Source organism: Streptomyces sp. NPDC039462 (assembly GCF_055639375.1).
The window spans coordinates 1919278-1939742 of the sequence record NZ_JBVKAO010000001.1; the positions used below are offsets into that span (position 1 = coordinate 1919278).

Consider the following 20465-nt stretch of genomic DNA (forward strand, 5'->3'; position numbering starts at 1 on the left):
CGCACCCCGCGCCCCGACCGCCCACCCCTCGACGACTCATCGATCAACCGAACCGAACGACGAAAGAAGGCGACATGGACGAGAACACCCGCTACCAGGTGCTGCGCAACGACGAGGAGCAGTACTCGCTCTGGCCCGCCGACATCGAGGTGCCCGCGGGCTGGCAGCCCGTCGGAAAGGAGGGCACCGAGGCCGAGTGCTCCGCCTACGTCGACGAGGTCTGGACCGACATGCGGCCCAAGAGCCTGCGCGAGCGCATGGAGAACGCCGGGGCCTGACCGGCCGCCCACACCCACACCCGCATCCGCACCCGTACCCGCGAACGCACGCCGGGCCGACCGCACCCGCGGCGGCCCGGCGCCCCCGCCCCCCACGCGTCGCCGTTCCGGCGCCCCACCGCCCTCGGCCCACCACCGCACGGCACCACTCCCGAGGAGCCCGCCATGACCCCCGTCCTGCGCACCGAACGCCTGGACTTCCTCCCGTACCGACCCGAACACGAGGACCACTTCGTCGCGCTGCTGCGGGACGCGGAGGTGTGCCGCTGGATGGGCCAGGACCTCGTGCCCGAACCACAGCTGCGCGAGGTGTTCCGCGCCATCCTCACCGACGTCTACCCCACGCACCGGTTCGACGTGTGGGGCCTGTGGCTGGCGGGCGCCTACGTCGGGCACGCGGAGGTGAAGCCCACCGGCAACGTCGACGGCCATGAACTCGTCACCGCGCTCGCCCCCGCGTACTGGGGACAGGGACTGGGCGGCGAGGCCGTGCGCGGCCTGCTCCGGCACGCCGCCGACAACCTCGGGCTCAGCGAGGCCTACGGCATGGTCGGCGCCGAGAACACCGCCAGCCTCGCCCTGTGCCGCCGCCTGGGGTTCCGCCACGTCCGGGACGTCGTCGGCGACGACGGCTCCGTCACGAAGATGATGGTCATTCCGTGTCCGGACCCGAATGAGGCGGCATCCGACGCCGGACGCCGGGAGTCCGGAAACGAGCGGAGTGCCGGGGAGCCGGACGGCGCGAAGTCGGTACGAGGCGGGGCGGCAGGCGCAGGTACGTCCGATACGGCCACAGCCGGGACGGCCGAGGCCGGGTCTGCCGGGACCGGGCCCGCCAGGGGACCGGTATGAGCCGGCCGTCCGTCGGCGGGGGAACCGCCGCGACGGCGGACGGCGACCGGTCGCCGGGGCTGTGGCGCAACCGCGACTTCAATCTGCTGTGGTCGGGGCAGTGTCTGTCCGACCTCGGCGGCGCCATGGTGGAACTGGCACTGCCGCTGCTGGTGCTCCAACAGACCGGGTCCCCTGCACAGGCCGGGCTCGTCGGCACCGCCGGACTCGTCGCCACCCTCGTGTGCCGACTGCCGGCCGGCGTCCTCGCCGACCGCCTCGACCGGCGCCGCCTGATGATCACCTGCGACGTACTGCGGCTCGCAGGGTACGCCCTGCTCGGGTGGGCAGTGGCCACGGACACCGCGAGCCTGCCCGTGATCGTCGCGGTGGTGATCGCCACTGCCGCCGCCACGGCCGTCTTCAGCACGGCTGAGCACGCCTCGATACGCAGCCTGGTCCGCCCCGACCAGCTCACCGCGGCCGTCGCCCGCAACGAGGCACGCGCGTACGCCGTCTCACTGAGCGGTCCGCCGCTGGGCGGCCTGCTGTTCGGACTAGGCCGCGCCCTGCCCTTCCTCGGCAACGCGCTGAGCCACCTGCTCTCCCTGGTGGCCGTCGCCTGTATCCGGCGGCCTCTTCAGGAGACCGAACGGGAGGCCCGGCGGGAGGCGGCCCAGCCTGTCACCGTCTCCGCGGCGCAGGGCCTGCGCTTCCTCCTCGGCCATCCCTTCCTGCGCGCCCTGCTGCTGATCGCCGCGCCGCTGAACATGGCCTTCACCGGCATGATTTTCGCGATGACACTCGCGCTGCTCGACGCGGGCGTCTCCCCGGCCCTGGTGGGCCTCGCCTCCACGATCTTCGCGCTGGGCGGCTTCCTCGGCGCCCTCGTGGCGCCCGCGCTGCAGCGGCGGTTGCGGCTGCCCGTCCTGATGAGGCTGCTGTGCTGGACGACCGCCGCGCTGATGACGGTGAGCACGCTCCTCGCGGGCAGTGTGCCGGCCGCCGTACCGCTGGCCGCCGCTGTCTTCCTCGGGCCCACGGCGAACGCGGCGCTCTTCGCCCACCAGGCCGCCGTCACACCGGACCACCTGCAAGGCCGCGTGGTCAGCGGCGTACTGCTCGCCGCGGGGTCCGCCGCCGCACTCGCCCCCGCCCTGGCCGGTGCCCTCCTGGCCCGCTTCAGCCCGACACCGGCCATGCTGGTCTTCCCCGCCCTGGTGGCCGTCGCCGCGGTGACGGCCACGCGCAGCAAGGGCATCCGCGACATGTCCGGCCAGGCTCCGGAGGCGGGACGGGGCTCGTCGACTTCCTGAGAAGTTCGCGGTCACTGCCAGCTCGCCGAAGGGAGTTCGGGCCTTGACGATGCGGGCTCCGCCGGGGTCGCGTGGGGGGTCTGCCCGGCCCGCCCCTTGCCGCGGTGGCGGTCCATCTCCCGCCATTCCGGGCGCAGGCCCGTGAGGTTGGTCGTCAGGAAATACACGGCGCCCGCGGCCAACAGCGCGGGGGTGAGGCCCACGCCCGCCACGACGGCGCCCGCGAGCAGACCGCCCAGGGGAATCCCGGCCCACGTGATGGCGTCGCCGATGCCTTGAGCTCGCCCCATCATGTCGGGGGGTATGCGTTCGTACGTGACGGCACCGATGATCGGGTTGATGAAGCCGCCCCCCAGGCCACCCATACCGATCACCATCGCCACGCACCACAAGGGCGCGTCCGTCGTCAGGATGAGGAACCGCGGCGCGCCCGTGACGAGCCAGCCGAGGAAGAACACCGGCCGGCGCCGCAGCCGATGGGCCACCGCCGCGGCGACGAGGCTGCCGACGGTCGCCGTGACGCTGAACGATGCCAGCACCAGTCCGATCGTGCCAGGGCCGTAACCCGACTCCGAGGCCCAGACGGGAACGAGCACGGCCACATATGCGGCGTCCAGCAGATTCGTGATGCCGAGCATGGTGTAGAGGGCGAGCAGTATCGGTTGCCGGCGCAGGAACGCGAAGCCCTGGCGCAGGCTGTGCCAGTAGCCGTCCCGCGCATCGTGGGTTCCCGCAGCCTCCGCTGCTTTTTCAGCTTCCGTTGCTTCTTCGGCTTCTCGCGTGCCCTCCCCAGCAGGGTGCTTCTGCGGTTGCCCCATACCGCCGGGCAGCGCGACGGCGATGATCAGCGAACCCAGCGCGAAGCAGGCGGCGTTGACGCCCAACCCGACCATGGGGCCCACCAGCCCCACCAGCGTGCCACCGGCGGCAGGCCCCACGGTTCCTGCCAGGCGATCGAACACGCCCTGGAGTCCCGTCGCCCGCTCCAGCGGCACCCGGCTGCGTTCGGCCGCCTCCGGGATCATGACGTCCTTCGCGAGATCCCCGGGGCTGCGGACCGTGCCGATGACGGCCACCAGGGCCAGCAACACGCCGAAGGACAGCAGGCCTTCGGTGTGCAACAGGGGGATCAGGAGGGCGGCGGCCGCGCTGACGACATCCGCGATCCAGGAGATCCGGCGGGGCCCTGCCCGGTCGACCAGTGGGCCGGCGAAGGCCTTGACCACCACATAGGGCGCCATCTCGCAGAACGCGACCAGACCGGTCTGCGTGGCGCTGCCGGTCGTCACCAGCACGAACCACGGAATGGCGATGGCCGAGATCCTGGTGCCGCTGTGCGCGACCAGCAGCGCCGCGAGTACTCCTGCGAGCGGCCGTAACCGGCCCCGGTCGGTCTCCGCTGTCTTCTCGTACCGCATCAGCCCACCTCGTGCGAGGGTATGTCGGCTTCCGGCAGGACTTGGAAGTTCACCCAGACCCGCTCGGTGGCTTCGGGGTCCTCGTCAGCCGCAGCGCGCGGGTAGCGGTCGATCACCGCCAGGATCTCGGTACGCAACTCCTGGGCCTGCGCGGGGGTGAGCCGGAGCGTGGCGTCGCTCATGTCGAAGACTTCCCGCCACGGCCGGGGCAAGGTCTGCAAACCGTTGAGCCCTTGCTGGGTGCGCAGGACGTGCGCGTTGTGCACCGACCGCAGGTAGGCAAGCGCCGCCTCCGGTTCCCGCTCGGCGAGGTCCTCGTGGTTGAAGCGCGTCAGCTGGTGGACCGAACGCCACCACCGTTCCCGCGCGTTCCCTCTTCCGGTGTCCTCGGCCACGAAGCCGGCCGCGGCGAGCTGCCGCAAGTGGTAGCTCGCCGTACCGGAATTCACGTCCAGCCGCTCCGCGAGGCGGGTGGCCGTCGACGGGCCGTGCTTGCGCAGCAGTCCGACCAACTGCACGCGCACCGGATGCGCCAGGGCGCGCAGCCCCTTGGCATCCAGGACAACTGAATCGTCTTCCTCGTTCGGGCCGTTCGGCCTCTCCACTGCATCAGCCATGACCCTCACGGTATTCCACGAAGAACTCTTCGCAAAGAGTTCTTCGCAAAGAATCCTCTGCGAAGAGTTCTCTGGGGTTCGGGTCGACTCAGCGGCCCACTGCGGTCACCCGGCTGATACGTGACAGCTTCTCGGGGTTGCGGACGGCGTAGAGCCCGGCGATGAGGCCGCCTTCGAGGTGTACCGCCAGGACGGTGTCGGTTTCGCCGCCCGTGCGCAGGATCAGTGCGGGGTGGCCGTTGACCTGTGCCGGCTGCAAGGTCGCGGACGTGAGCCTGCACAACACGTCGGCCACCGCTTCGGCTCCCACGACGGGCTCCAGCGCAGCCCGTACGACTCCGCCGCCGTCGGTCAGCAGCACCACGTCCGGAGCGATCACGTCGAGCAGGCGCCGCAAGTCCCCCGTTTCGACGGCCCGTTGGAAAGCCGCGAGCACACTGCGTGTCTGATCAGGGGAGACGACCTCGCGCGGCCGGCGTGCCGCGACGTGGGCCCGTGCGCGGTGGGCGATCTGCCGGACCGCGGCGGGGGTCTTGTCGACGGCCTGCGCGATGTCGTCGTACCCGAGGTCGAAGACGTCGCGCAGCACGAACACGGCCCGCTCGGTCGGCGTGAGCGTCTCCAGCACGAGCAGCATCGCCATGGAGACGCTGTCGGCCAGCTCGATGTCCTCGGCGACATCGGGCGCGGTCAGCAGGGGTTCGGGCAGCCAGGGTCCGACGTAGGACTCCTTGCGCCGACGCAGCGTACGCAGCCGGGTCAACGCCTGGCGCGTGGTGATGCGAACCAGGAAGGCGCGCGGGTCCCGCACCGTGTCGTGGTCGACGTCCGCCCAGCGCAGCCAGGTCTCCTGAAGGACGTCCTCCGCGTCGGCGGCAGAGCCGAGCATCTCGTAGGCGACGGTGAACAGCAGATTGCGGTGGGCGACGAATGCCTCGGTGGCGGAGTCCGCCTCATCGGCGTGAGGGCTGTGCCCCGTCACGCCGGTCGCTCGCTCGGTGTCCTCGTCCATCGTGGCTCCCGCCTATCGCGTCTCTTGCCCCTGTCGCGCACAAGACGCCGCCCGCCACGCCCCTGTGACACCCAACCCCGGTGGCCCTCATCACACAGCCGAACTGTCACAACCCCACGGCGACCGGCGCCTTATGGGCGTCAGGACGCCGCGCGGACGATCCGCGCGGCACACGCTTCCACAAGCGAGGACGTTGTGATGGAACCCCGTATGAACCTGTTCGCCCACGAGATCGGCGCCAAGATCGGCAAGCGGATCTTCGCCGTCAGCCAGGTGATCCAGGAGTCGCCGCTGCCCAAGCCGACCCAGGAGCTGGTGCAGCTGCGCGCCAGCCAGATCAACGGCTGTGGCTTCTGCGTCGACATCCACACCAAGGACGCCGCGGCCGCCGGTGAGACCTCGGCCCGGCTGAACCTGGTCGCCGCCTGGCGCCACTCCACCGTGTTCACCGAGGCCGAGCGGGCCGCGCTGGCCCTCACCGAGGAAGGCACACGCATCATCGACGGCTACGAAGGTGTCTCCGACGAGACCTGGGCCCGAGTGCGCAAGCACTACGACGACGACCAGGCCATCGCCCTGGTCTCCCTGATCGCCATGATCAACGCGACCAACCGGCTCGGCGTGATCCTCAACAACCAGGGCGGCACCTACGAGCCCGGCAACCTCGCCACCATCGCCGTCTGACCAGCCCCGACGCCGCCGGACGCGGCTGCGGCCGCAACGCAACCGCAGCCGCCGCCACCGGACGACACGACAGCTTGATCAGCCGGGTCCCTCAGGTGAGGGTCCAGCGTTGGTTGCTGCCGTTCGAGCAGGAGTAGAGCTGGATCAGGGTGCCGTTGGCGGTGCCGGCCCCGGTGGCGTCGAGGCAGCGGCCGGACTGGACGCCGACGATGGTTCCGTCGGAGTTGATACGCCACTTCTGGTTGTCGCCACCCCAGCAGCTGTAGATCTGGACCTTGGTGCCGTTGGCGGTGCCGGCGGCGTCCAGGCACTTGTCGCCGTGGATCCTGAGCTCACCCGCGGCGGTGCGGGTCCACTGTTGATTGGTGCCGTTGTGGCAGTCCCACAGCTGGAGCTGGGTGCCGTCGGTGGTGCCGGTGCCGGGCACGTCAAGGCAGCGGCCAGAACCGACGCCCTTGATCTGTCCGGCATCACCGGGGGGTGTGGGGGAGGCGGCGTTGAGTGCGTTGAGGACGGCGGTGTACGCGGGCTTCTTGCTGCCGTCACCGTTGAAAAGGAGCGGCGAGTGCTCCGGCCGCCAGGAGTCGGTGTCGCGCACGCCCCAGACGGTGATGCCGAGGCAGCGCGGGACGGCCAGGCAGTCGTTGGTCACGGCGGCATAGGTCGAGGCCGGGGCGCCCTGGATGTCGAGTTCGGTGATGGCGACGTCGACGCCGAGGGCGGCGAACTGCTGCAGTGTGGTGCGGAAGTTGCTGTTGTACGGGCTGCCGCTGTTGAAGTGCGACTGGAAGCCGACGCAGTCGATCGGTACGCCGCGCTGCTTGAAGTCCCGGACCATGGAGTACATCGCCTGGGTCTTGGCCCAGGTCCAGTTCTCGACGTTGTAGTCGTTGTAGCAGAGCTTGGCGGCCGGGTCGGCGGCGCGCGCGGTGCGGAAGGCGACCTCGATCCAGTCGTTGCCGGTGCGCTGCAGGTTGGAGTCGCGCCGGGCTCCCGAACTGCCGTCGGCGAAGGCCTCGTTCACGACGTCCCACTGGGCGATCTTGCCCTTGTAGTGGGACATCACGCCGTTGATGTGGCCGACCATCGCCTGGCGCAGGGAGCTGCCGCTGAGGCTCTGCATCCAGCCGGGCTGCTGGGAGTGCCAGGCCAGGGTGTGGCCGCGCACCTGCTTGCCGTTCCGCACCGCCCAGTCGTAGACGCGGTCACCGGCGGTGAAGTCGAACCGGCCCTGCTGGGGTTCGGTGGCGTCGATCTTCATCTCGTTCTCGGCCGTCACCGAGTTGAACTCGCGGCCCGCGATCGTCGTGTACGCCGAGTCGCCCAGCCTGCCCGAGGCGATGGCGGTGCCGAAGTAGCGGCCGCTCTGCGCCGCCGCGGCGCCGAGCGTGCTCTCGGCCGCACTCTCGGCGGCGTGTGCGGCCGGCGGCGCGACCGGTGCGGCGACCGCACCGAGGACGCCGACGATCAGCGCTATGAGGAGACCGCCGAACCTCCGGCGGACGGCGGGTGCGGGCGCAGCAGACGTAGGTGGGGGAATGGCGTGCGAAGACATGACTGTGCCTCCAAGGTAGACATCACGGAAGGACTGAAGAGCAGCGGGACGCGTCACGGCCGCTCGGCGGCGTACGCGGCGAGCCAGGCAAGCGGGGCGTTCCAGTTGACCGCCACCTCGTTGGTGGAGTACGAGCCGATGTCGTCGATGTAGCAGGCGGCGGGCGCGCAGCCGGCCAACTTCTCCTGCGCCACCGGGTCCTGGAGCGCGCTGTTCGGACCGCCCGCCAGGGACCCCGCCGGAGGATGGGGCAATGAGGCGTCCGCCTGGTGTGCCCAGAAGCGGTGATGCTGGTTGCGCGAGGACGTCTCGCCGTAACCGGATACGTAGGACTGGCCGATGGCGTTGCGGCCCAGCAGGTAGTCCATCACCTCGAGCGCGCCGGCGCGGTAGCGCCGCTTGCCGGTCAACTCCCCGGCGACGGCCAGGACGATCGCGTCGTTGGCGACCTCACCGTTGGAGCCCCAGAAGTAGCCGTCCGCAGGGACGGGCACCGCGTAGCCCTGGCCGGCCATCCTGGACAGATAGCCGTCGGCGGCGGAGGTCACCGACGAACGGACGCGGGCCAGGTCCGCGGTGGGCAGCTCGTTGGGGACCGTGGCCAGGGTGAGCCGGCCGAGCGCCGCTGTGTCCGCCCAGCCGAATCCGTAGGCGGAGAAGGCAGTTGGGGAGGTGTGCCAGGACGACTCGGTGATCGCGTCCCGGTAACGGCTGTCGCCGGTCGTGGCGTACAGCTCGGCGGCCGCCCAATAGAACTCGTCGGTGACCTTGGTGTCGCCGTAGGCTCCGCCGCCCGTGCTGTCCGAATCCGGCGCGTACAGGGCCGGGTTGGTCCGGGCCGCCGTCCACGCCCGGCGGGCGGCCGACAGGCAGCGGTCGGCGAACGCGGCGTCGTAGGGCCGGAAGACGCGGGCGCACTGTGCCGCGGCTGCCGCGAGGTTCAGGGTCGCCGCCGTGGACGGACGGTGCAGCTCGCGGGGCTGGGCGTCCTCTTCGGGGCGGGTCGGTATGCCGGTCCACTCCGCGTCGTGGATCTTGTGGAACGCCATGCCCGCGTACGGCTTGTTCCGCGGCACCTGCATCCGCATCAGGAAGTCGAGCTCCCAGCGAGCCTCGTCCAGGACGTCGGGAACGCCGTTGTCCCGCTCGGGGACCCGCAGGGTCGAGTCGCCGAGTGCCGCGTCCTTGCCCGCCCGCTCGGCCCGCTCGAAGGAGTTGACCACCAGCCAGGTGGAAAGGCCGCCGTTCACCACGTACTTGCCGTGGTCACCCGCGTCGTACCAGCCGCCCCTGACGTCCCGCTTGTAGTCGCACACGGTGGCCTGGCACGGAACGGAGGTGTCGCCCTGGTTGGGCGCGACCCCGAGGTGTCCGGCCGGGCGCGCGTAGGCGGAGCCCCCTAGGGAGGCGTCGATGGGGATGCCGCTGCGCTGGTGGTAGAAGAACGCCATCGCGTCGGAGCGCAGAGCGTCGTACAGGTTCGCGCGGATGTCGAAGGGCACGCTGCCGCTGCCGTCCACCGCCAGGACATATCCCGAGCCGGACCCTCGGTACGAAGAGAAGTCGGCCACCTGGACGGACTGCCCGGACGGGGCATCCGCGCCGCGCGGGACCGTCGCACCGGAGGCGACCACCCTTCCGGACGCGTCGCGCAACTGCCAGGCGAGCGACTGTGTCGCCGTGGTGACCACGGTGGCGCGCTTGGGTCCGTCCGGCAGGTAGCCGACCTGGTTGACGCGCACGGCCGTGGTCGCGGCCGCCGCGGAGGGGACGGCTGCCGCTGCGGGCGCGGTCAGGAGGCCCCCGACGAGGAGGGAACTCGTCAGCAGGGTGGCGGCGACGCGTCTGGGTCGGCGTAACGAAGTGGCGGGGGTGGGGGCGGGGGACATGAGCGGCTCCGGTGTTGGGAGGAGGGGGGAGGGGGAGGGGCGCGGCGCCGGAAACTGGGAGCGCTCCCAGTCGAAATATCGAACCACGGTCGGTACGTCGAAGATTCGAGGCGGACAGTAATGAGGGGCGGGACGGTCGTCAACAGGTGCGGGTGCATAGAGGAGTTGACGATGTGACGGCCAGAGTCTGACCTGCCTGGTCACAAACTTCCGAGAGTTTTCCGGTCGGCCCGGCATGCTGATCGAGCCCGAAAGGGAGCCGCTGCTTGGGGATAGCCGTTGTTTGCGGACAGCTCGGTGACAGGTCTTGACCGAGAGGTCCCACCTACCTAGCTTGTGGCGTCAGTTGATTCGAGAGTTTTCCGAAAGTTTTCGGGAGGTCTTCCGATGTCGCTCCGCCATCCGCCCATGACCCACCTGAGACGCTTACTCGCCGTCCTGGCGCCCTTGCTGCTCGCCGCCACGTTCCTCGGTGCCCCGCCCGCCGCCGCGGCGCCGACCGTCGACACCAACGCCTGGTATGTGCTGGTCAACCGCAACAGCGGCAAGGCCTTGGACGTCCACAATCTGGCGACCCACGACGGCGCGCGCATCACCCAGTGGACCAGGAACGACCAGAACCAGCAGCAGTGGCAGTTCGTCGACTCCGGTGACGGCAACTACCGCATCAAGTCCCGCCACTCCGGCAAGGTGCTGGACGTCTCCAACCGGTCCACCGCCAACGGCGGCTCCATCGTCCAGTGGGCCGACTCGAACAGCACCAACCAGCAGTGGCGCCTGGCCGAGAGCTCGGACGGCTACGTGCGGTTCATCGCGCGCCACAGCGGCAAGGCCCTCGAAGTGCAGGGCGCCTCCACCGCCGACAACGCGAACATCGTCCAGTACGACGACTGGGGCGGCGCCAACCAGCAGTGGCAGCTCGTCAAGGTCGGCAGCGGCAACCCCGGCCCGTGCGACCTTCCGTCGACATACCGCTGGAGCTCCACGGGCGCGCTGGCGCAGCCCAAGCCGGGGTGGGTCTCGCTCAAGGACTTCACCGTCGTCCCGTACAACGGCAAGCAGCTCGTCTACGCGACGACGCACGACACGGGGACGCGTTGGGGTTCGATGAACTTCGGCCTGTTCACCAACTGGTCGGAGATGGGCTCGGCAAGTCAGAACGCGATGTCGACGTCCACCGTCGCGCCCACGCTCTTCTACTTCGCGCCGAAGAACATCTGGGTGCTCGCCTATCAGTGGGGCGGGACCTCCTTCTCCTACCGGACGTCGAGCGACCCCACCAACCCGAACGGCTGGTCGTCCGAGCAAGTGCTCTTCTCCGGAAGCATTCCCGGCTCCGGCACCGGCCCCATCGACCAGACGCTCATCGGTGACGGGACGAACATGTACCTGTTCTTCGCCGGTGACAACGGCAAGATCTACCGGGCCAGTATGCCGATCGGGAACTTCCCGGGCAGCTTCGGCGCGACCTCGACGGTCGTCATGAGCGATACGACGAACAACCTGTTCGAAGCCCCGCAGGTCTACAAGCTCCAGGGCCAGAACCGCTACCTCATGATCGTCGAGGCGATCGGCTCTCAGGGCCGCTACTTCCGCTCGTTCACGGCCACGAGTCTGAACGGCACATGGACACCCCAGGCGGCGACCGAGAGCAACCCCTTCGCCGGCAAGGCCAACAGCGGCGCCACTTGGACCAACGACATCAGCCACGGCGAACTGCTCCGCACCGGCGCCGACCAGACCATGACCGTCGACCCCTGCAACCTGCAACTGCTCTACCAGGGACGCAGCCCCAACTCCGGCGGCGACTACGGCCTCCTGCCCTACCGCCCGGGGCTGCTGACACTGCGCCGCTGACGGCTTGGCCATCTGGACCGGGCGCGACGTGAGCACCGCTTGCGTCATGCCGTAGGACCCCCGCACCTAGGGGGATTTGACCGTCTCTGGCGGTATATCGGCCGCCGTTCCCAAAAATATCTCAGGAATCTTCCGCCTCCCCAGAACCAAACGCCTGCAAGATCACGTGTTACGGGCGACCACATCAGGCACGCTCAAAAGACAGGCAAATCGGGTGGCAGTCATATCGAGGGTGGGGACGGCGGCGATAGCCGCCGTGGTGTCCGGCGCTCTGGTCGCGGGGGTGGCCTCGGCCGACTCCGGGACAGGACCGGACCGCACCGCGGACACACGGACCGGTACCAGTGGGGAGACCAAGACCGGCCGGGCCGCGCAGGGCGGGAAGACGAAGACCGTCACGCTGGTGACCGGCGACCGCGTGGTCGTCCGGGCAGGGGGCAAGCAGGTCGTCCGGCTGATCCGCGGCGAGGGCCGCGAGGAGGTCGCGATCGCGGTGCGGCGCGAGGCCGGGCACACGTACGTCGTGCCGCAGGACGCCCAGTCGCTGATCAGCGCGGGCAGGCTTGACCGGCGTCTCTTCGACGTCACACGGCTCGTCAGGGACAAGTACGACGACGCCCACCGCGCGTCGCTGCCGCTGATCGTCAAGTACCGGCCGGGCCGCGTCAACAGCCGCTCCGGCGGCACCTTCCGGGGCCTCGCCCGCGACCGCCGTACGCTGCCCGCCATCGGCGGCGAGGCGTTCGACGCGCCCAAGTCCGGTGCGGAGAAGGTCTGGGCTGAGCTCACCGGCGGTACGGGCAGCGGGACGGGGAGCCGTACGAACGCGCGTGCCACCGCGGCACCGGCCATCGCGCACGTCTGGCTGGACGCCAAGGTCCGCCCCGCCCTCGACAAGAGCGTGCCGCAGATCGGCGCCCCCACCATGTGGCGGGCCGGCTACACCGGCAAGGGCGTCAAGGTCGCCGTCCTGGACACCGGGGTCGACCAGACGCACCCGGACCTCAAGAACGTCGAGGTCACCGAGAAGAACTTCACCGAGTCCTCGCCCGACGCCAAGGACCGCATGGGCCACGGCACGCACGTCGCCTCGACCCTCGCGGGCTCCGGGGCCAAGTCGGGCGGCAAGTACAAGGGCGTGGCGCCCGACGTACAGGTCCTGGACAGCAAGGTCATCTCCGAAGTGGAGGGCACGGGCACAGAGTCCAGCATCGCCGCAGGCATGCAGTGGGCGGTCGACAGCAAGGCCAAGATCGTCAACCTGAGCCTGGGCAGCCTCGACTCGCCGGGAGTCGACCCGCTGGAGGAGGCCGTCGCACGGCTCTCCGGCAAGGCACTCTTCGTCATCGCGGCGGGCAACGACGGCCCCGAGGCCGGCACGCTGAACTCGCCCGGCAGCGCCCCCGACGCCCTGACCGTCGGCTCCGTCGACAAGCAGGACAACATCGCGGAGACCTCTAGCAGGGGCCCGCAGGCCGACGGTGTCACCAAGCCCGACCTCACCGCACCCGGCGACGACATCACGGCCGCACGCTCCACGCAGATGTCCGACGGCTCCGAGGGCGACCCCTATGTCGCCATGTCGGGCACCTCGATGGCGACCCCGCACGTGGCCGGTTCCGCCGCCCTGCTCCTCCAGCAGCACCCGAAGTGGACAGGACCGCAGCTCAAGGCCGCACTGACCGGATCCGCCAAGCCCCACCCCAAGCTCAACGCCTATGAGCAGGGAGCGGGCCGCGTCGACCTGACGCGCGCCGTCACCGCGTCCGTCGTCCCCGAGCCCGGCACGGTCGCCTTCGGCACACAGGCCTGGCCGCACACCGACGACAAGCCGGTCACCAAGACCGTCACCTACCGCAACCTCGGCACCGAGCCCGTCACCCTCACGCTCTCCGCCGACGCCCTGGACCCCAAGGGCCGCCCGGGCCCGGCGGGCATGTTCACCGTCAAGGACGCCAAGCTCACCGTCCCTGCGGGCGGCACCGCGAAGACCACCGTCACCGCCGACACCAGGCTCGGCACCGCCGACGGCATCTACGGCGGGACACTGCTGGCCGCCGGTGACGGCCAGGAGGTGCGAACCGGCCTCGTCGTCGACCGTGAGGTCGAGTCGTACGACCTCACGCTGAAGCATCTCGACGTCAACGGCAGGAACTCGTCCAACTACACCACCACGCTCACCGACCGCACGCAGCGGAAGATCGAGGTGCCCTTCCGCGAGGGGCCGGTCACCCTGCGGGTGCCGAAGGGCACGTACGCGCTGGAGAGTTCCGTCTACGGCGCGAGCAGGAGCTTCGCGGTCTTCGTCCAGCCGAAGCTGAAGATCGGTGCGACCGCCACGGTCACGCTCGACTCGCGCAAGGCCAAGCCGGTCGCCGTCACCACCCCGGACGCCGGCGCGCGTCTCGCGCAGTCGCAGATCAGCTACGACGACACGGCGCTCGGCATCGCGAGCAGCTGGAGCCTCGGCGACGGCACCGTCGTCCGCACCCTAGGCATCGGCGCCGAATCGCCGACCCTGAACGCCCAGTACAACGGCGTCTGGAAGGGATCGGGCACGGCGGCGAACAAGGTCGACTACCGGCTGGCCTTCAGCCGCAGCGGCAGCTGGTTCTCGGGCCTGAAGCACGCCGCCACCAAAGCCGAACTCGCCGAGGTGAAGTACGGCGTCGGCTCCTCCGCCGCCGGACGCAAGGGCACGCTGTCCGCCATGCCGATCGGCAAGAACGACTACTACCCGCCTCTCCAGCCGGTGACCGCGATGAAGCTCCCGGCCTCCGGCACGAGCTTCGTCAGCACCAAGGACATGCGCTGGACCTGGGCCATGGCGCAGCTCGACGACGCGGGCGAGTCCACCATCGACTACGGCACCGACACGGTCGCGTACAAGGCGGGCAAGCGCTACACGCTGAACTTCAACACCGGCGTCGTCGGCCCCGACCTCGACGCCGATGACGGGCAGGGCGCGCGCCGCGCGGGCAACGCCATGGACGCGTACGTCCAGCTCTTCAGCGACGGCGCGGGGCACGCGGGAAGCTCCGTGACGACCGGCGGCTTCACCCGGCTCGAGTCGGGCGGCCGCGTCCTCGCCGAGGGCGGCCCCGGCGCGGTGAACGCCGAACTCCCGGCCGCCTCCGCCTCCTACCGCCTGACCATGGAGGCCACCCGCGCGGCCAAGGTCGCCACGACCAGCACCAAGGTGGCCGCGGTCTGGACGTTCAAGTCGGCGAAGACGCCCGACGAGCCGCCCACCACACTGCCCCTCTCCACCGTCCGCCTCGCCCCGAAACTGGCACTGAACGGCACGGCCCCGGCGGGCAGCACGCTCAAGGTGCCGCTGAAGGTGGCCGGCGCGGCGGCGGACTCCGACAGGATCGCCTCCCTGACCGTCAAGGTCTCCTACGACGGCGGCAGCACATGGAAGTCGGCCCCCGTCACGACCGGCACCACGGGGGCGCACACGGCGAGCGTCAAGCACCCGGCGACGGCCAAGGCCGTGTCGTACCGCGTGTACCTGAAGGACACGGCGGGCAACACCGTGACCGAGACGATCACCAACGCGTACCGGCTGGCGCCGTGACGCGACGTCCACATCAGTGACGGGCCCAGCGGCCACGTCATGAGGCCGGGCCACGGGAACACTTCCCGTGGCCCGGCCCTTTTTTGGCGCGCCGTCACGCTGTTGTCGGCAGAGTCCGAAGGGTGGCTGGAGACAGGCGGGCCGGCCCCCGTGGTCCCGGCGTCCCGCTCCGTCGGCCCCGGCATCGGTGTGCCTTCCGTTTCTGTCGGAGAGCGGACGGACCCACGTGGTCGACCGCCTCTGCGAGAAGGCAACCATCCGCACCATCGCTGCCGAGCTGGGCCGTAGCCCGTCGACTATCAGCAGGGAGATCCGCCGCAACAGCACCGCACTGCCAGACGGCCGCACCCACTACCGGCCCTACGCCGCTCAACGCCACGCCGAGGCTCACAGACTGCGGCCCAAGCCCGGCAAGATCGGCCAGAGCCCGAGGCTGAGGGGCTTCATCCAGGAGCGCCTCCCAAGGCGATGGAGCCCCGAGCAGACCTGCCATGTTCTGCGCAGGAGCTTCCCCAACCGGCCGGCGATGCACGTGGTCCACGAGACGATCTACCAGGCCCTTTTGCGGCCAGGGCCGCGGTGAACTGCGCCGGAAACTGGCCCATGCACTGCGCACAGGACGGACCATGCGCAAGCCGCACCGGCAGTCCAACAGGCGCAAGCCCCGCTACACCACACCCATGGTGATGATCAGTGACCGTCCAGCCGAAGCCGCCGATCGGGCCGTCCCAGGACACTGGAAGGGCGACTGCATTATCGAGACCGGCCACCGCTCCGCCATCGGCACCCTCGTCGAACGGACGACCCGCTTCGCCATGCTGGCGCTCGCCGAAACCATCGGACACCTGCCGCCCCACCTGCGTCGATCTCTCACCTGAGACCAGGGCAACGAGATGAACCCCAGCCGAGCGCCTCGCAAAGCTCCGGGAGACAGCCAGTTGATCACTGTGACGCGAAGACCGCCCGAATGCGCCTCTCGGCGGTGGGAGGTGTCACGCGGGTAGCGTCACCCCCAGCAAGCTGACGCGCTATAGCCGGAGTAGTTGGCGGTGTAGACGTAGAACCACGTATTGCCGTTCGATGTTCCGCAAGCGGTATACCGGCCGCCCAGGAAGGGGCTGGATGAGCCACAGGCCCACGTCTGCCCCTTCAGGGCAGTGGTCACCACAGCGGCACTGGTACTGGTACTGGTACTGGTGCGGACGACCACGTTTTCGAATGTTGTCGCCTTTCCGTCGTTACAGGCCGTGTCGGTCCTGAGCTGGGGCGAGCCATCCGCCGCACCCGCCACTCCCGGAAGGGCGAGGCCGACGACGGCGGCAATCGTCAGCGTGACAGTCAGCCTCGATCGCATGATCTTTCCCATTGAGTCCCCTTTGATCGGCATTTACGCAGTGAGCACCGACAAGTAGCGCCGGAGCTGCGCACCCCGTCAAGCGCCCTGTATGAGGTTGACCTGTTATCCACGTGAGCTCGTGCTGGAGGGACTGCAGGCGCTCGGCTGCGGAAACCCAGCCGAGCCTTATGAGTGGACCGTTGTTGAATTCGGCGGCAGCGGTATCCAGTTCCCGGCGGCTGCACCCGCCGAGGCGTCAGCAAGCGGATTCCGGGATCGTCGCGACACACGATCACTGACATGTGGTGGCGAGCAGTGGGGCCGTCCTCCCCCGCACGAGGGCGCGAGTCGGCCGTCCGTATCCAGTCCGGTCAACGTGTCGGCCACATCGCCGCCTTCACGGCATGGCGGGCGTACGCCACGAAACACGCCAATTCTTCGGCCTGCCCTTCACGCGACGAGACGCCCCAACTACGTTCTGCGACGCAGGAGCAGACAGTGAATCGCATGCCTCACCCGCCAGCCGGGTGTGGGCCGGGAGGGAACGCGATGGGTTCATGGCACTGGAGCGACCAGGAACAACCCACCACCACAGTCGGTGTCCGGGCCACGATGGGCGCCGTCACGATGAAGGACGACGCCCAGGCCGCCCAGCGGCCGTACGTCTTCGTGCGCGGCTACGACTCGCGCCTGCACGTCAACTGGTGGGACGGCAAAGCGTGGCACTGGAGCGACCAGGGCACGCCGGCCGGGCGCACGATCACCGAGAAGGTCGGCGCCGTCACGGTCCAGGACGGGCCGAACACGCAGCAGCGGCCGTACGCCTTCGTCATCACCGACGACTCGAAGCTGCACGTCAACTGGTGGGACGGCAGCAAGTGGCACTGGAGCGACCAGGGCGCACCGAGCGGGCGGCTGGTCCGTGAGGGCGTCGGGGTCGTCTCGGTCCAGGACAACCCGAACGCGAAGCAGCGCCCGTACGTCTTCGTCATCACCGACGACTTCCGGCTGTGGGTGAACTGGTGGGACGGCTCCAAGTGGAACTGGAGCGACCAGGGCGCGCCGCCGAACCACACCATTTCCCGCCCGCTCGGCGTCACCGCGATGAAGGACGGCCCGAATGCCTTCACGCGCCCGTACGTGTTCGTCATCACCGAGGACTCCCGGGTCTGGGTGAACTGGTGGGACGGCTCCAAGTGGAACTGGAGCGACCAGGGTGCGCCGTCGGGACAGCCGGTCAAGGAGGGCGTCGGTGTCATCAGCGTCCAGAACGACCCGAACGCACAGCAGCGCCCCTATGCCTTCGTGCAGGGGTACGACTCGAAGCTGTACGTGAACTGGTGGGACGGCGCCAAGTGGAACTGGAGCGCGCAGGGTTCGCCCAGCGGCCGCCTCATCCTGGACTCCGTCGGCGTGGTCACGATGAAGGACGACCCGAACGCCTTCACCCGCCCGTACGTCTTCGTGATCGCCGACGACTCGAAGCTGTACGTCAACTGGTGGGACGGGAAGGCGTGGCACTGGGCCGCCCAGAACACCCCGCCCGGCCGCGTCATCGAACGCCCCGGCGAGGCACTCACCATGCAGGACACCCCGAGCGCCAAGGAACGGCCGTACGCCTTCGTCATCACCGATGACTCGGACCTCTGGGTCAACTGGTGGTCGTTGGCGTAAGAGGTTGCGCGGACAGCCGCGCCGGAGGCTCCGGCTGCGGACGGGCACAGGTCACAGGATCATGGAGTCGTGACGCTCCTTGATGGCTGGGGCCCTGTGCCCGGTTGTCGTCATGGCTGACTGAACCGCTCCGGTGTCCGTCGGCGGTATCAACCGCGCCAACGAAGCCGCCGACCACGAGGTCGACGGGGGATAGGCAGGCCGGTTCCACCCGTCCGGTCTGTCGGTCCGTGTGTTGCCGAGCGAGCCGCGCAACGCCCGTGTGCCGCACACGCGTTGTTGGTTAGGGTGGGCTCGGAACGCGATATGCGCGGCATGGGCCCGGGCCGCCAGGGAGGCGCTGGTTCATGACTGTCCACCGGTCGGACGAGGATGCGCAGCCTTGCCTTGCCCCGGGAAGTCCGGGCCGGGAGTCGGCCGGCCGGCCCGCGTCCGCGCCGCTGCTGCCGCCGTCGCTGCGCGCGTGGCTCGGGCTGGTCGCCGGTCTCGCCGCGCTGGGAGTCCTCGTGCTCGGGGTTCTGTACGCGGGGCACAGCGAGCCCGGCCGGGTGGACGGGTGGCTCGTCGAGCCGACGGCGGACAGCGTGCGGCCTCCGTGTCGGTACGCCGCTCTGGCCACGGACTTCCTGGGGGAGCCCGGGGGAGCGGCGGCGCTGGTCGTGGCCGCCGTGACGGGCTGTCTGCTGTTTCGGTGGACGCGCGCGGCGGTGCTCGTCGTCGCCGGCGCGGCCCTGACCGTGGGGGCGACGACGCTGCTCAAGCCCGTGGTGGGACGCACCATCCACGGTGAGGGCAACCTGTCTTATCCGAGCGGGCACACCGCCTTCCTCACCGCGCTCGCCCTCGTGGTGGCGCTGCTCGCGGCAGGCCGGCTCGGCCTCGGCCGGGCCGCCGCCCTGGCGCTCGTGCTCGCCGCGGCGCTGGTCGCCGGTGCCGCCATGGGCTGGGCGCAGGTCGCTCTGGGCGCGCACTACCCGACCGACGTCCTCGGCGGCTGGTGCACCGCGCTGGCGGTGGTACCCGCGACCGCGTGGCTGGTCGACCGGGTGGCCGACTCCCGTCGGCACGGCCGCCGCTGACGTCGCGTCACGCCAAGCGGCGGAACACGGGCTTCACCGGCCGTCCGGCCAGCCAGGGCGTGGGGTCGGCGACGTCCAGCGCCTTCCGGTACACCGCACACGCCTCGGCCACCACCTCGACGGTGCGGTCGATGTCGGCGTCGTCGAGCGCGCTGCTCACCACGAACGACGGGGCGAGCACCCCGCCCGCGAGGAGCCGGCGCAGGAACAGGGTGCGGTACTCCTGCGACGGCCGCCGGTTCTCGTCGAGGGTGGCGAAGACCAGGTTGCTGGCCCGGCCCCGGACGACGACGTGATCGCCGACGCCCATGCCGGCCGCGGCCTCGCGGACACCGGCGGCCAGCCGCTCGCCGAGCGCGTGCAGCCGCGCGGTGATGCCCTCTTCGACGTAGGTGGTCTGCACGGCCATCGCGGCCGCCAGCGCGTGTGTTTCCGCGCCGTGCGTGGTGGAGAGCAGGAACACCCGCTCATCGGAGTGGCGCAGTCCGCCCCGCTCCATCAGCTCGCGGCGCCCGGCGAGCGCGGAGACGGCGAATCCGTTGCCCAGCGCCTTGCCGAACGTGGACAGGTCGGGCACGACGCCGTACAGGCCCTGGGCGCCCGCTTCCGACCAGCGGAGGCCGGTGATCATCTCGTCGAAGATCAGCACGCAGCCGTGCCGGTCGGCCAGTTCGCGCAGGCCCGCGAGGTAGCCGGGCGGGGGCTCGGTGTGGCCTGCGGGTTCGAGGATCAGGCAGGCGATCTCGTCCTGGTGGCGGGTGAGCAGCTCCTCCGTCGCGGCCAGGTCTCCGTAGGGGAACGACACCGTGAGTTCGGTGGTCGCCGCCGGGATGCCGGCGGACATCGGTGTGGTGCCGATGAACCAGTCGTCGACGGAGAAGAACGGATGGTCGCCGCAGATCGCCACGCGCGGACGCCCGGTGACGGCGCGGGCGAGGCGCACCGCGGCGGTGGTGACGTCGGAGCCGTTCTTCGCGAACTTCACCATCTCGGCGGTCGGCACGGTGGCCAGGAAGCGCTCCGCGGCATCGACCTCCACGATGGAAGGCCGGACGAAGTTGCCGCCGCGGTCGATCTCCCGCCGCACCGCTTCGAGTACGCGAGGATGGGCATGGCCGAGGCTGACCGACCGCAGGCCGGAGCCGTACTCGATGTAGCGGTTGCCGTCGATGTCCCACACATGGGCACCGTGGCCGTGGCTGATGACCGGGGCCAGGTTCTCGGGGTACTGGTCGTCGCCCTTGGCGTACGTGTGCGCGCCTCCGGGGATCAGGGCGTGCAGCCGCTCGTTCGCCGCCCACGACCGGGGCAGGGAGAACTCTTCGTCGTCCACGGTGGG

Annotated in this window: 15 protein-coding genes and 1 pseudogene; 9 read left to right on the top strand and 7 right to left on the bottom strand. The window is 70.1% G+C overall.

Features of this window, described 5'->3' with window-relative positions; all coding sequences use genetic code 11:
- Window positions 1–74 precede the first annotated feature (74 nt).
- The 3 genes from ACZ7LU_RS07675 (at window position 75) to ACZ7LU_RS07685 (ending at window position 2425) form a co-directional block, all read left to right on the top strand.
- Window positions 75–278 (top strand): MbtH family protein, encoded by a 204-nt coding sequence (locus ACZ7LU_RS07675; RefSeq protein WP_067045059.1) that lies wholly within the window; start codon window positions 75–77, stop codon window positions 276–278.
- 165 nt (window positions 279–443) lie between these two features.
- Window positions 444–1130: a GNAT family N-acetyltransferase gene (locus ACZ7LU_RS07680; RefSeq protein ID WP_471916029.1), complete on the top strand. Its 687-nt coding sequence runs from the start codon at window positions 444–446 to the stop codon at window positions 1128–1130.
- Window positions 1127–2425, top strand: a complete 1299-nt coding sequence (locus ACZ7LU_RS07685; protein ID WP_471916030.1) for an MFS transporter — start codon at window positions 1127–1129, stop codon at window positions 2423–2425. The genes ACZ7LU_RS07680 and ACZ7LU_RS07685 overlap by 4 nt, the downstream gene beginning before the upstream one ends.
- 11 nt (window positions 2426–2436) lie before the next feature.
- Here the strand turns inward: ACZ7LU_RS07685 and ACZ7LU_RS07690 are convergent, their stop codons facing one another.
- From ACZ7LU_RS07690 to ACZ7LU_RS07700, 3 genes are all read right to left on the bottom strand, one after another.
- Entirely contained in the window at window positions 2437–3843 is a 1407-nt protein-coding gene (locus tag ACZ7LU_RS07690) for an MFS transporter (RefSeq protein WP_471916031.1), read from the bottom strand.
- A complete protein-coding gene (locus ACZ7LU_RS07695) occupies window positions 3843–4460 on the bottom strand; it encodes an ArsR/SmtB family transcription factor (protein ID WP_471916032.1) in 618 nt (205 codons plus the stop codon). Before ACZ7LU_RS07695 ends, ACZ7LU_RS07690 begins: the two co-directional genes overlap by 1 nt.
- An 88-nt stretch (window positions 4461–4548) precedes the next feature.
- On the bottom strand, window positions 4549–5472 hold the full coding sequence (locus tag ACZ7LU_RS07700) for an RNA polymerase sigma-70 factor (protein WP_471916033.1): 924 nt from the start codon (window positions 5470–5472) through the stop codon (window positions 4549–4551).
- Between the two features lie 198 nt (window positions 5473–5670).
- Between ACZ7LU_RS07700 and ACZ7LU_RS07705 the strand changes: the two genes are divergently transcribed.
- Window positions 5671–6156, top strand: a complete 486-nt coding sequence (locus ACZ7LU_RS07705) for a carboxymuconolactone decarboxylase family protein (RefSeq protein WP_471916034.1) — start codon at window positions 5671–5673, stop codon at window positions 6154–6156.
- Window positions 6157–6247: 91 nt separating this feature from the next.
- Here the strand turns inward: ACZ7LU_RS07705 and ACZ7LU_RS07710 are convergent, their stop codons facing one another.
- Together ACZ7LU_RS07710 and ACZ7LU_RS07715 are read right to left on the bottom strand one after the other, a co-directional pair.
- Complete coding sequence (locus ACZ7LU_RS07710; protein ID WP_471916035.1) at window positions 6248–7711, bottom strand: endo-1,4-beta-xylanase; 1464 nt, start codon at window positions 7709–7711, stop codon at window positions 6248–6250.
- A gap of 53 nt (window positions 7712–7764) precedes the next feature.
- Window positions 7765–9600 carry a glycoside hydrolase family 9 protein gene (locus tag ACZ7LU_RS07715; protein ID WP_471916036.1) on the bottom strand — a complete coding sequence of 612 codons (1836 nt, stop codon included), beginning with the start codon at window positions 9598–9600 and terminating at the stop codon, window positions 7765–7767.
- A gap of 387 nt (window positions 9601–9987) precedes the next feature.
- Here ACZ7LU_RS07715 and ACZ7LU_RS07720 point away from each other — a divergent pair, with 387 nt between their 5' ends.
- The 3 genes and pseudogenes from ACZ7LU_RS07720 to ACZ7LU_RS07730 form a co-directional block, all read left to right on the top strand.
- On the top strand, window positions 9988–11457 hold the full coding sequence (locus tag ACZ7LU_RS07720; RefSeq protein WP_471916037.1) for a non-reducing end alpha-L-arabinofuranosidase family hydrolase: 1470 nt from the start codon (window positions 9988–9990) through the stop codon (window positions 11455–11457).
- A gap of 214 nt (window positions 11458–11671) precedes the next feature.
- Window positions 11672–15037: a S8 family peptidase gene (locus ACZ7LU_RS07725; protein WP_471916038.1), complete on the top strand. Its 3366-nt coding sequence runs from the start codon at window positions 11672–11674 to the stop codon at window positions 15035–15037.
- A gap of 127 nt (window positions 15038–15164) precedes the next feature.
- A pseudogene (locus tag ACZ7LU_RS07730) lies at window positions 15165–15912 on the top strand (IS30 family transposase); the annotation flags it as partial.
- Between the two features lie 131 nt (window positions 15913–16043).
- On the opposite strand, the gene ACZ7LU_RS07735 reads toward ACZ7LU_RS07730, so the two are convergent.
- Window positions 16044–16403: a hypothetical protein gene (locus tag ACZ7LU_RS07735; RefSeq protein WP_471916039.1), complete on the bottom strand. Its 360-nt coding sequence runs from the start codon at window positions 16401–16403 to the stop codon at window positions 16044–16046.
- A gap of 519 nt (window positions 16404–16922) precedes the next feature.
- Between ACZ7LU_RS07735 and ACZ7LU_RS07740 the strand changes: the two genes are divergently transcribed.
- Both ACZ7LU_RS07740 and ACZ7LU_RS07745 read left to right on the top strand, forming a co-directional pair.
- The gene (locus tag ACZ7LU_RS07740) at window positions 16923–18047 is read left to right on the top strand and encodes a PLL family lectin (protein WP_468084364.1); all 1125 of its coding nucleotides are present in this window, start codon (window positions 16923–16925) and stop codon (window positions 18045–18047) included.
- 347 nt (window positions 18048–18394) lie between these two features.
- The gene (locus ACZ7LU_RS07745; RefSeq protein WP_471916040.1) at window positions 18395–19126 is read left to right on the top strand and encodes a phosphatase PAP2 family protein; all 732 of its coding nucleotides are present in this window, start codon (window positions 18395–18397) and stop codon (window positions 19124–19126) included.
- 7 nt (window positions 19127–19133) lie between these two features.
- Here ACZ7LU_RS07745 and ACZ7LU_RS07750 read toward each other — a convergent pair whose 3' ends face one another.
- Window positions 19134–20459 carry a glutamate-1-semialdehyde 2,1-aminomutase gene (locus ACZ7LU_RS07750; protein WP_471916041.1) on the bottom strand — a complete coding sequence of 442 codons (1326 nt, stop codon included), beginning with the start codon at window positions 20457–20459 and terminating at the stop codon, window positions 19134–19136.
- Window positions 20460–20465: the final 6 nt, after the last annotated feature.

What these genes read in the sequence shown, in the direction of transcription:
- ACZ7LU_RS07675 (WP_067045059.1), top strand. Translation starts at nt 75, where the DNA reads ATGGACGAGAACACCCGCTACCAGGTGCTGCGCAACGACGAGGAGCAG.
- ACZ7LU_RS07680 (WP_471916029.1), top strand. Translation starts at nt 444, where the DNA reads ATGACCCCCGTCCTGCGCACCGAACGCCTGGACTTCCTCCCGTACCGA.
- ACZ7LU_RS07685 (WP_471916030.1), top strand. Translation starts at nt 1,127, where the DNA reads ATGAGCCGGCCGTCCGTCGGCGGGGGAACCGCCGCGACGGCGGACGGC.
- ACZ7LU_RS07690 (WP_471916031.1), bottom strand. Translation starts at nt 3,843, where the DNA reads ATGCGGTACGAGAAGACAGCGGAGACCGACCGGGGCCGGTTACGGCCG.
- ACZ7LU_RS07695 (WP_471916032.1), bottom strand. Translation starts at nt 4,460, where the DNA reads ATGGCTGATGCAGTGGAGAGGCCGAACGGCCCGAACGAGGAAGACGAT.
- ACZ7LU_RS07700 (WP_471916033.1), bottom strand. Translation starts at nt 5,472, where the DNA reads ATGGACGAGGACACCGAGCGAGCGACCGGCGTGACGGGGCACAGCCCT.
- ACZ7LU_RS07705 (WP_471916034.1), top strand. Translation starts at nt 5,671, where the DNA reads ATGGAACCCCGTATGAACCTGTTCGCCCACGAGATCGGCGCCAAGATC.
- ACZ7LU_RS07710 (WP_471916035.1), bottom strand. Translation starts at nt 7,711, where the DNA reads ATGTCTTCGCACGCCATTCCCCCACCTACGTCTGCTGCGCCCGCACCC.
- ACZ7LU_RS07715 (WP_471916036.1), bottom strand. Translation starts at nt 9,600, where the DNA reads ATGTCCCCCGCCCCCACCCCCGCCACTTCGTTACGCCGACCCAGACGC.
- ACZ7LU_RS07720 (WP_471916037.1), top strand. Translation starts at nt 9,988, where the DNA reads ATGTCGCTCCGCCATCCGCCCATGACCCACCTGAGACGCTTACTCGCC.
- ACZ7LU_RS07735 (WP_471916039.1), bottom strand. Translation starts at nt 16,403, where the DNA reads ATGGGAAAGATCATGCGATCGAGGCTGACTGTCACGCTGACGATTGCC.
- ACZ7LU_RS07740 (WP_468084364.1), top strand. Translation starts at nt 16,923, where the DNA reads ATGGGTTCATGGCACTGGAGCGACCAGGAACAACCCACCACCACAGTC.
- ACZ7LU_RS07745 (WP_471916040.1), top strand. Translation starts at nt 18,395, where the DNA reads ATGACTGTCCACCGGTCGGACGAGGATGCGCAGCCTTGCCTTGCCCCG.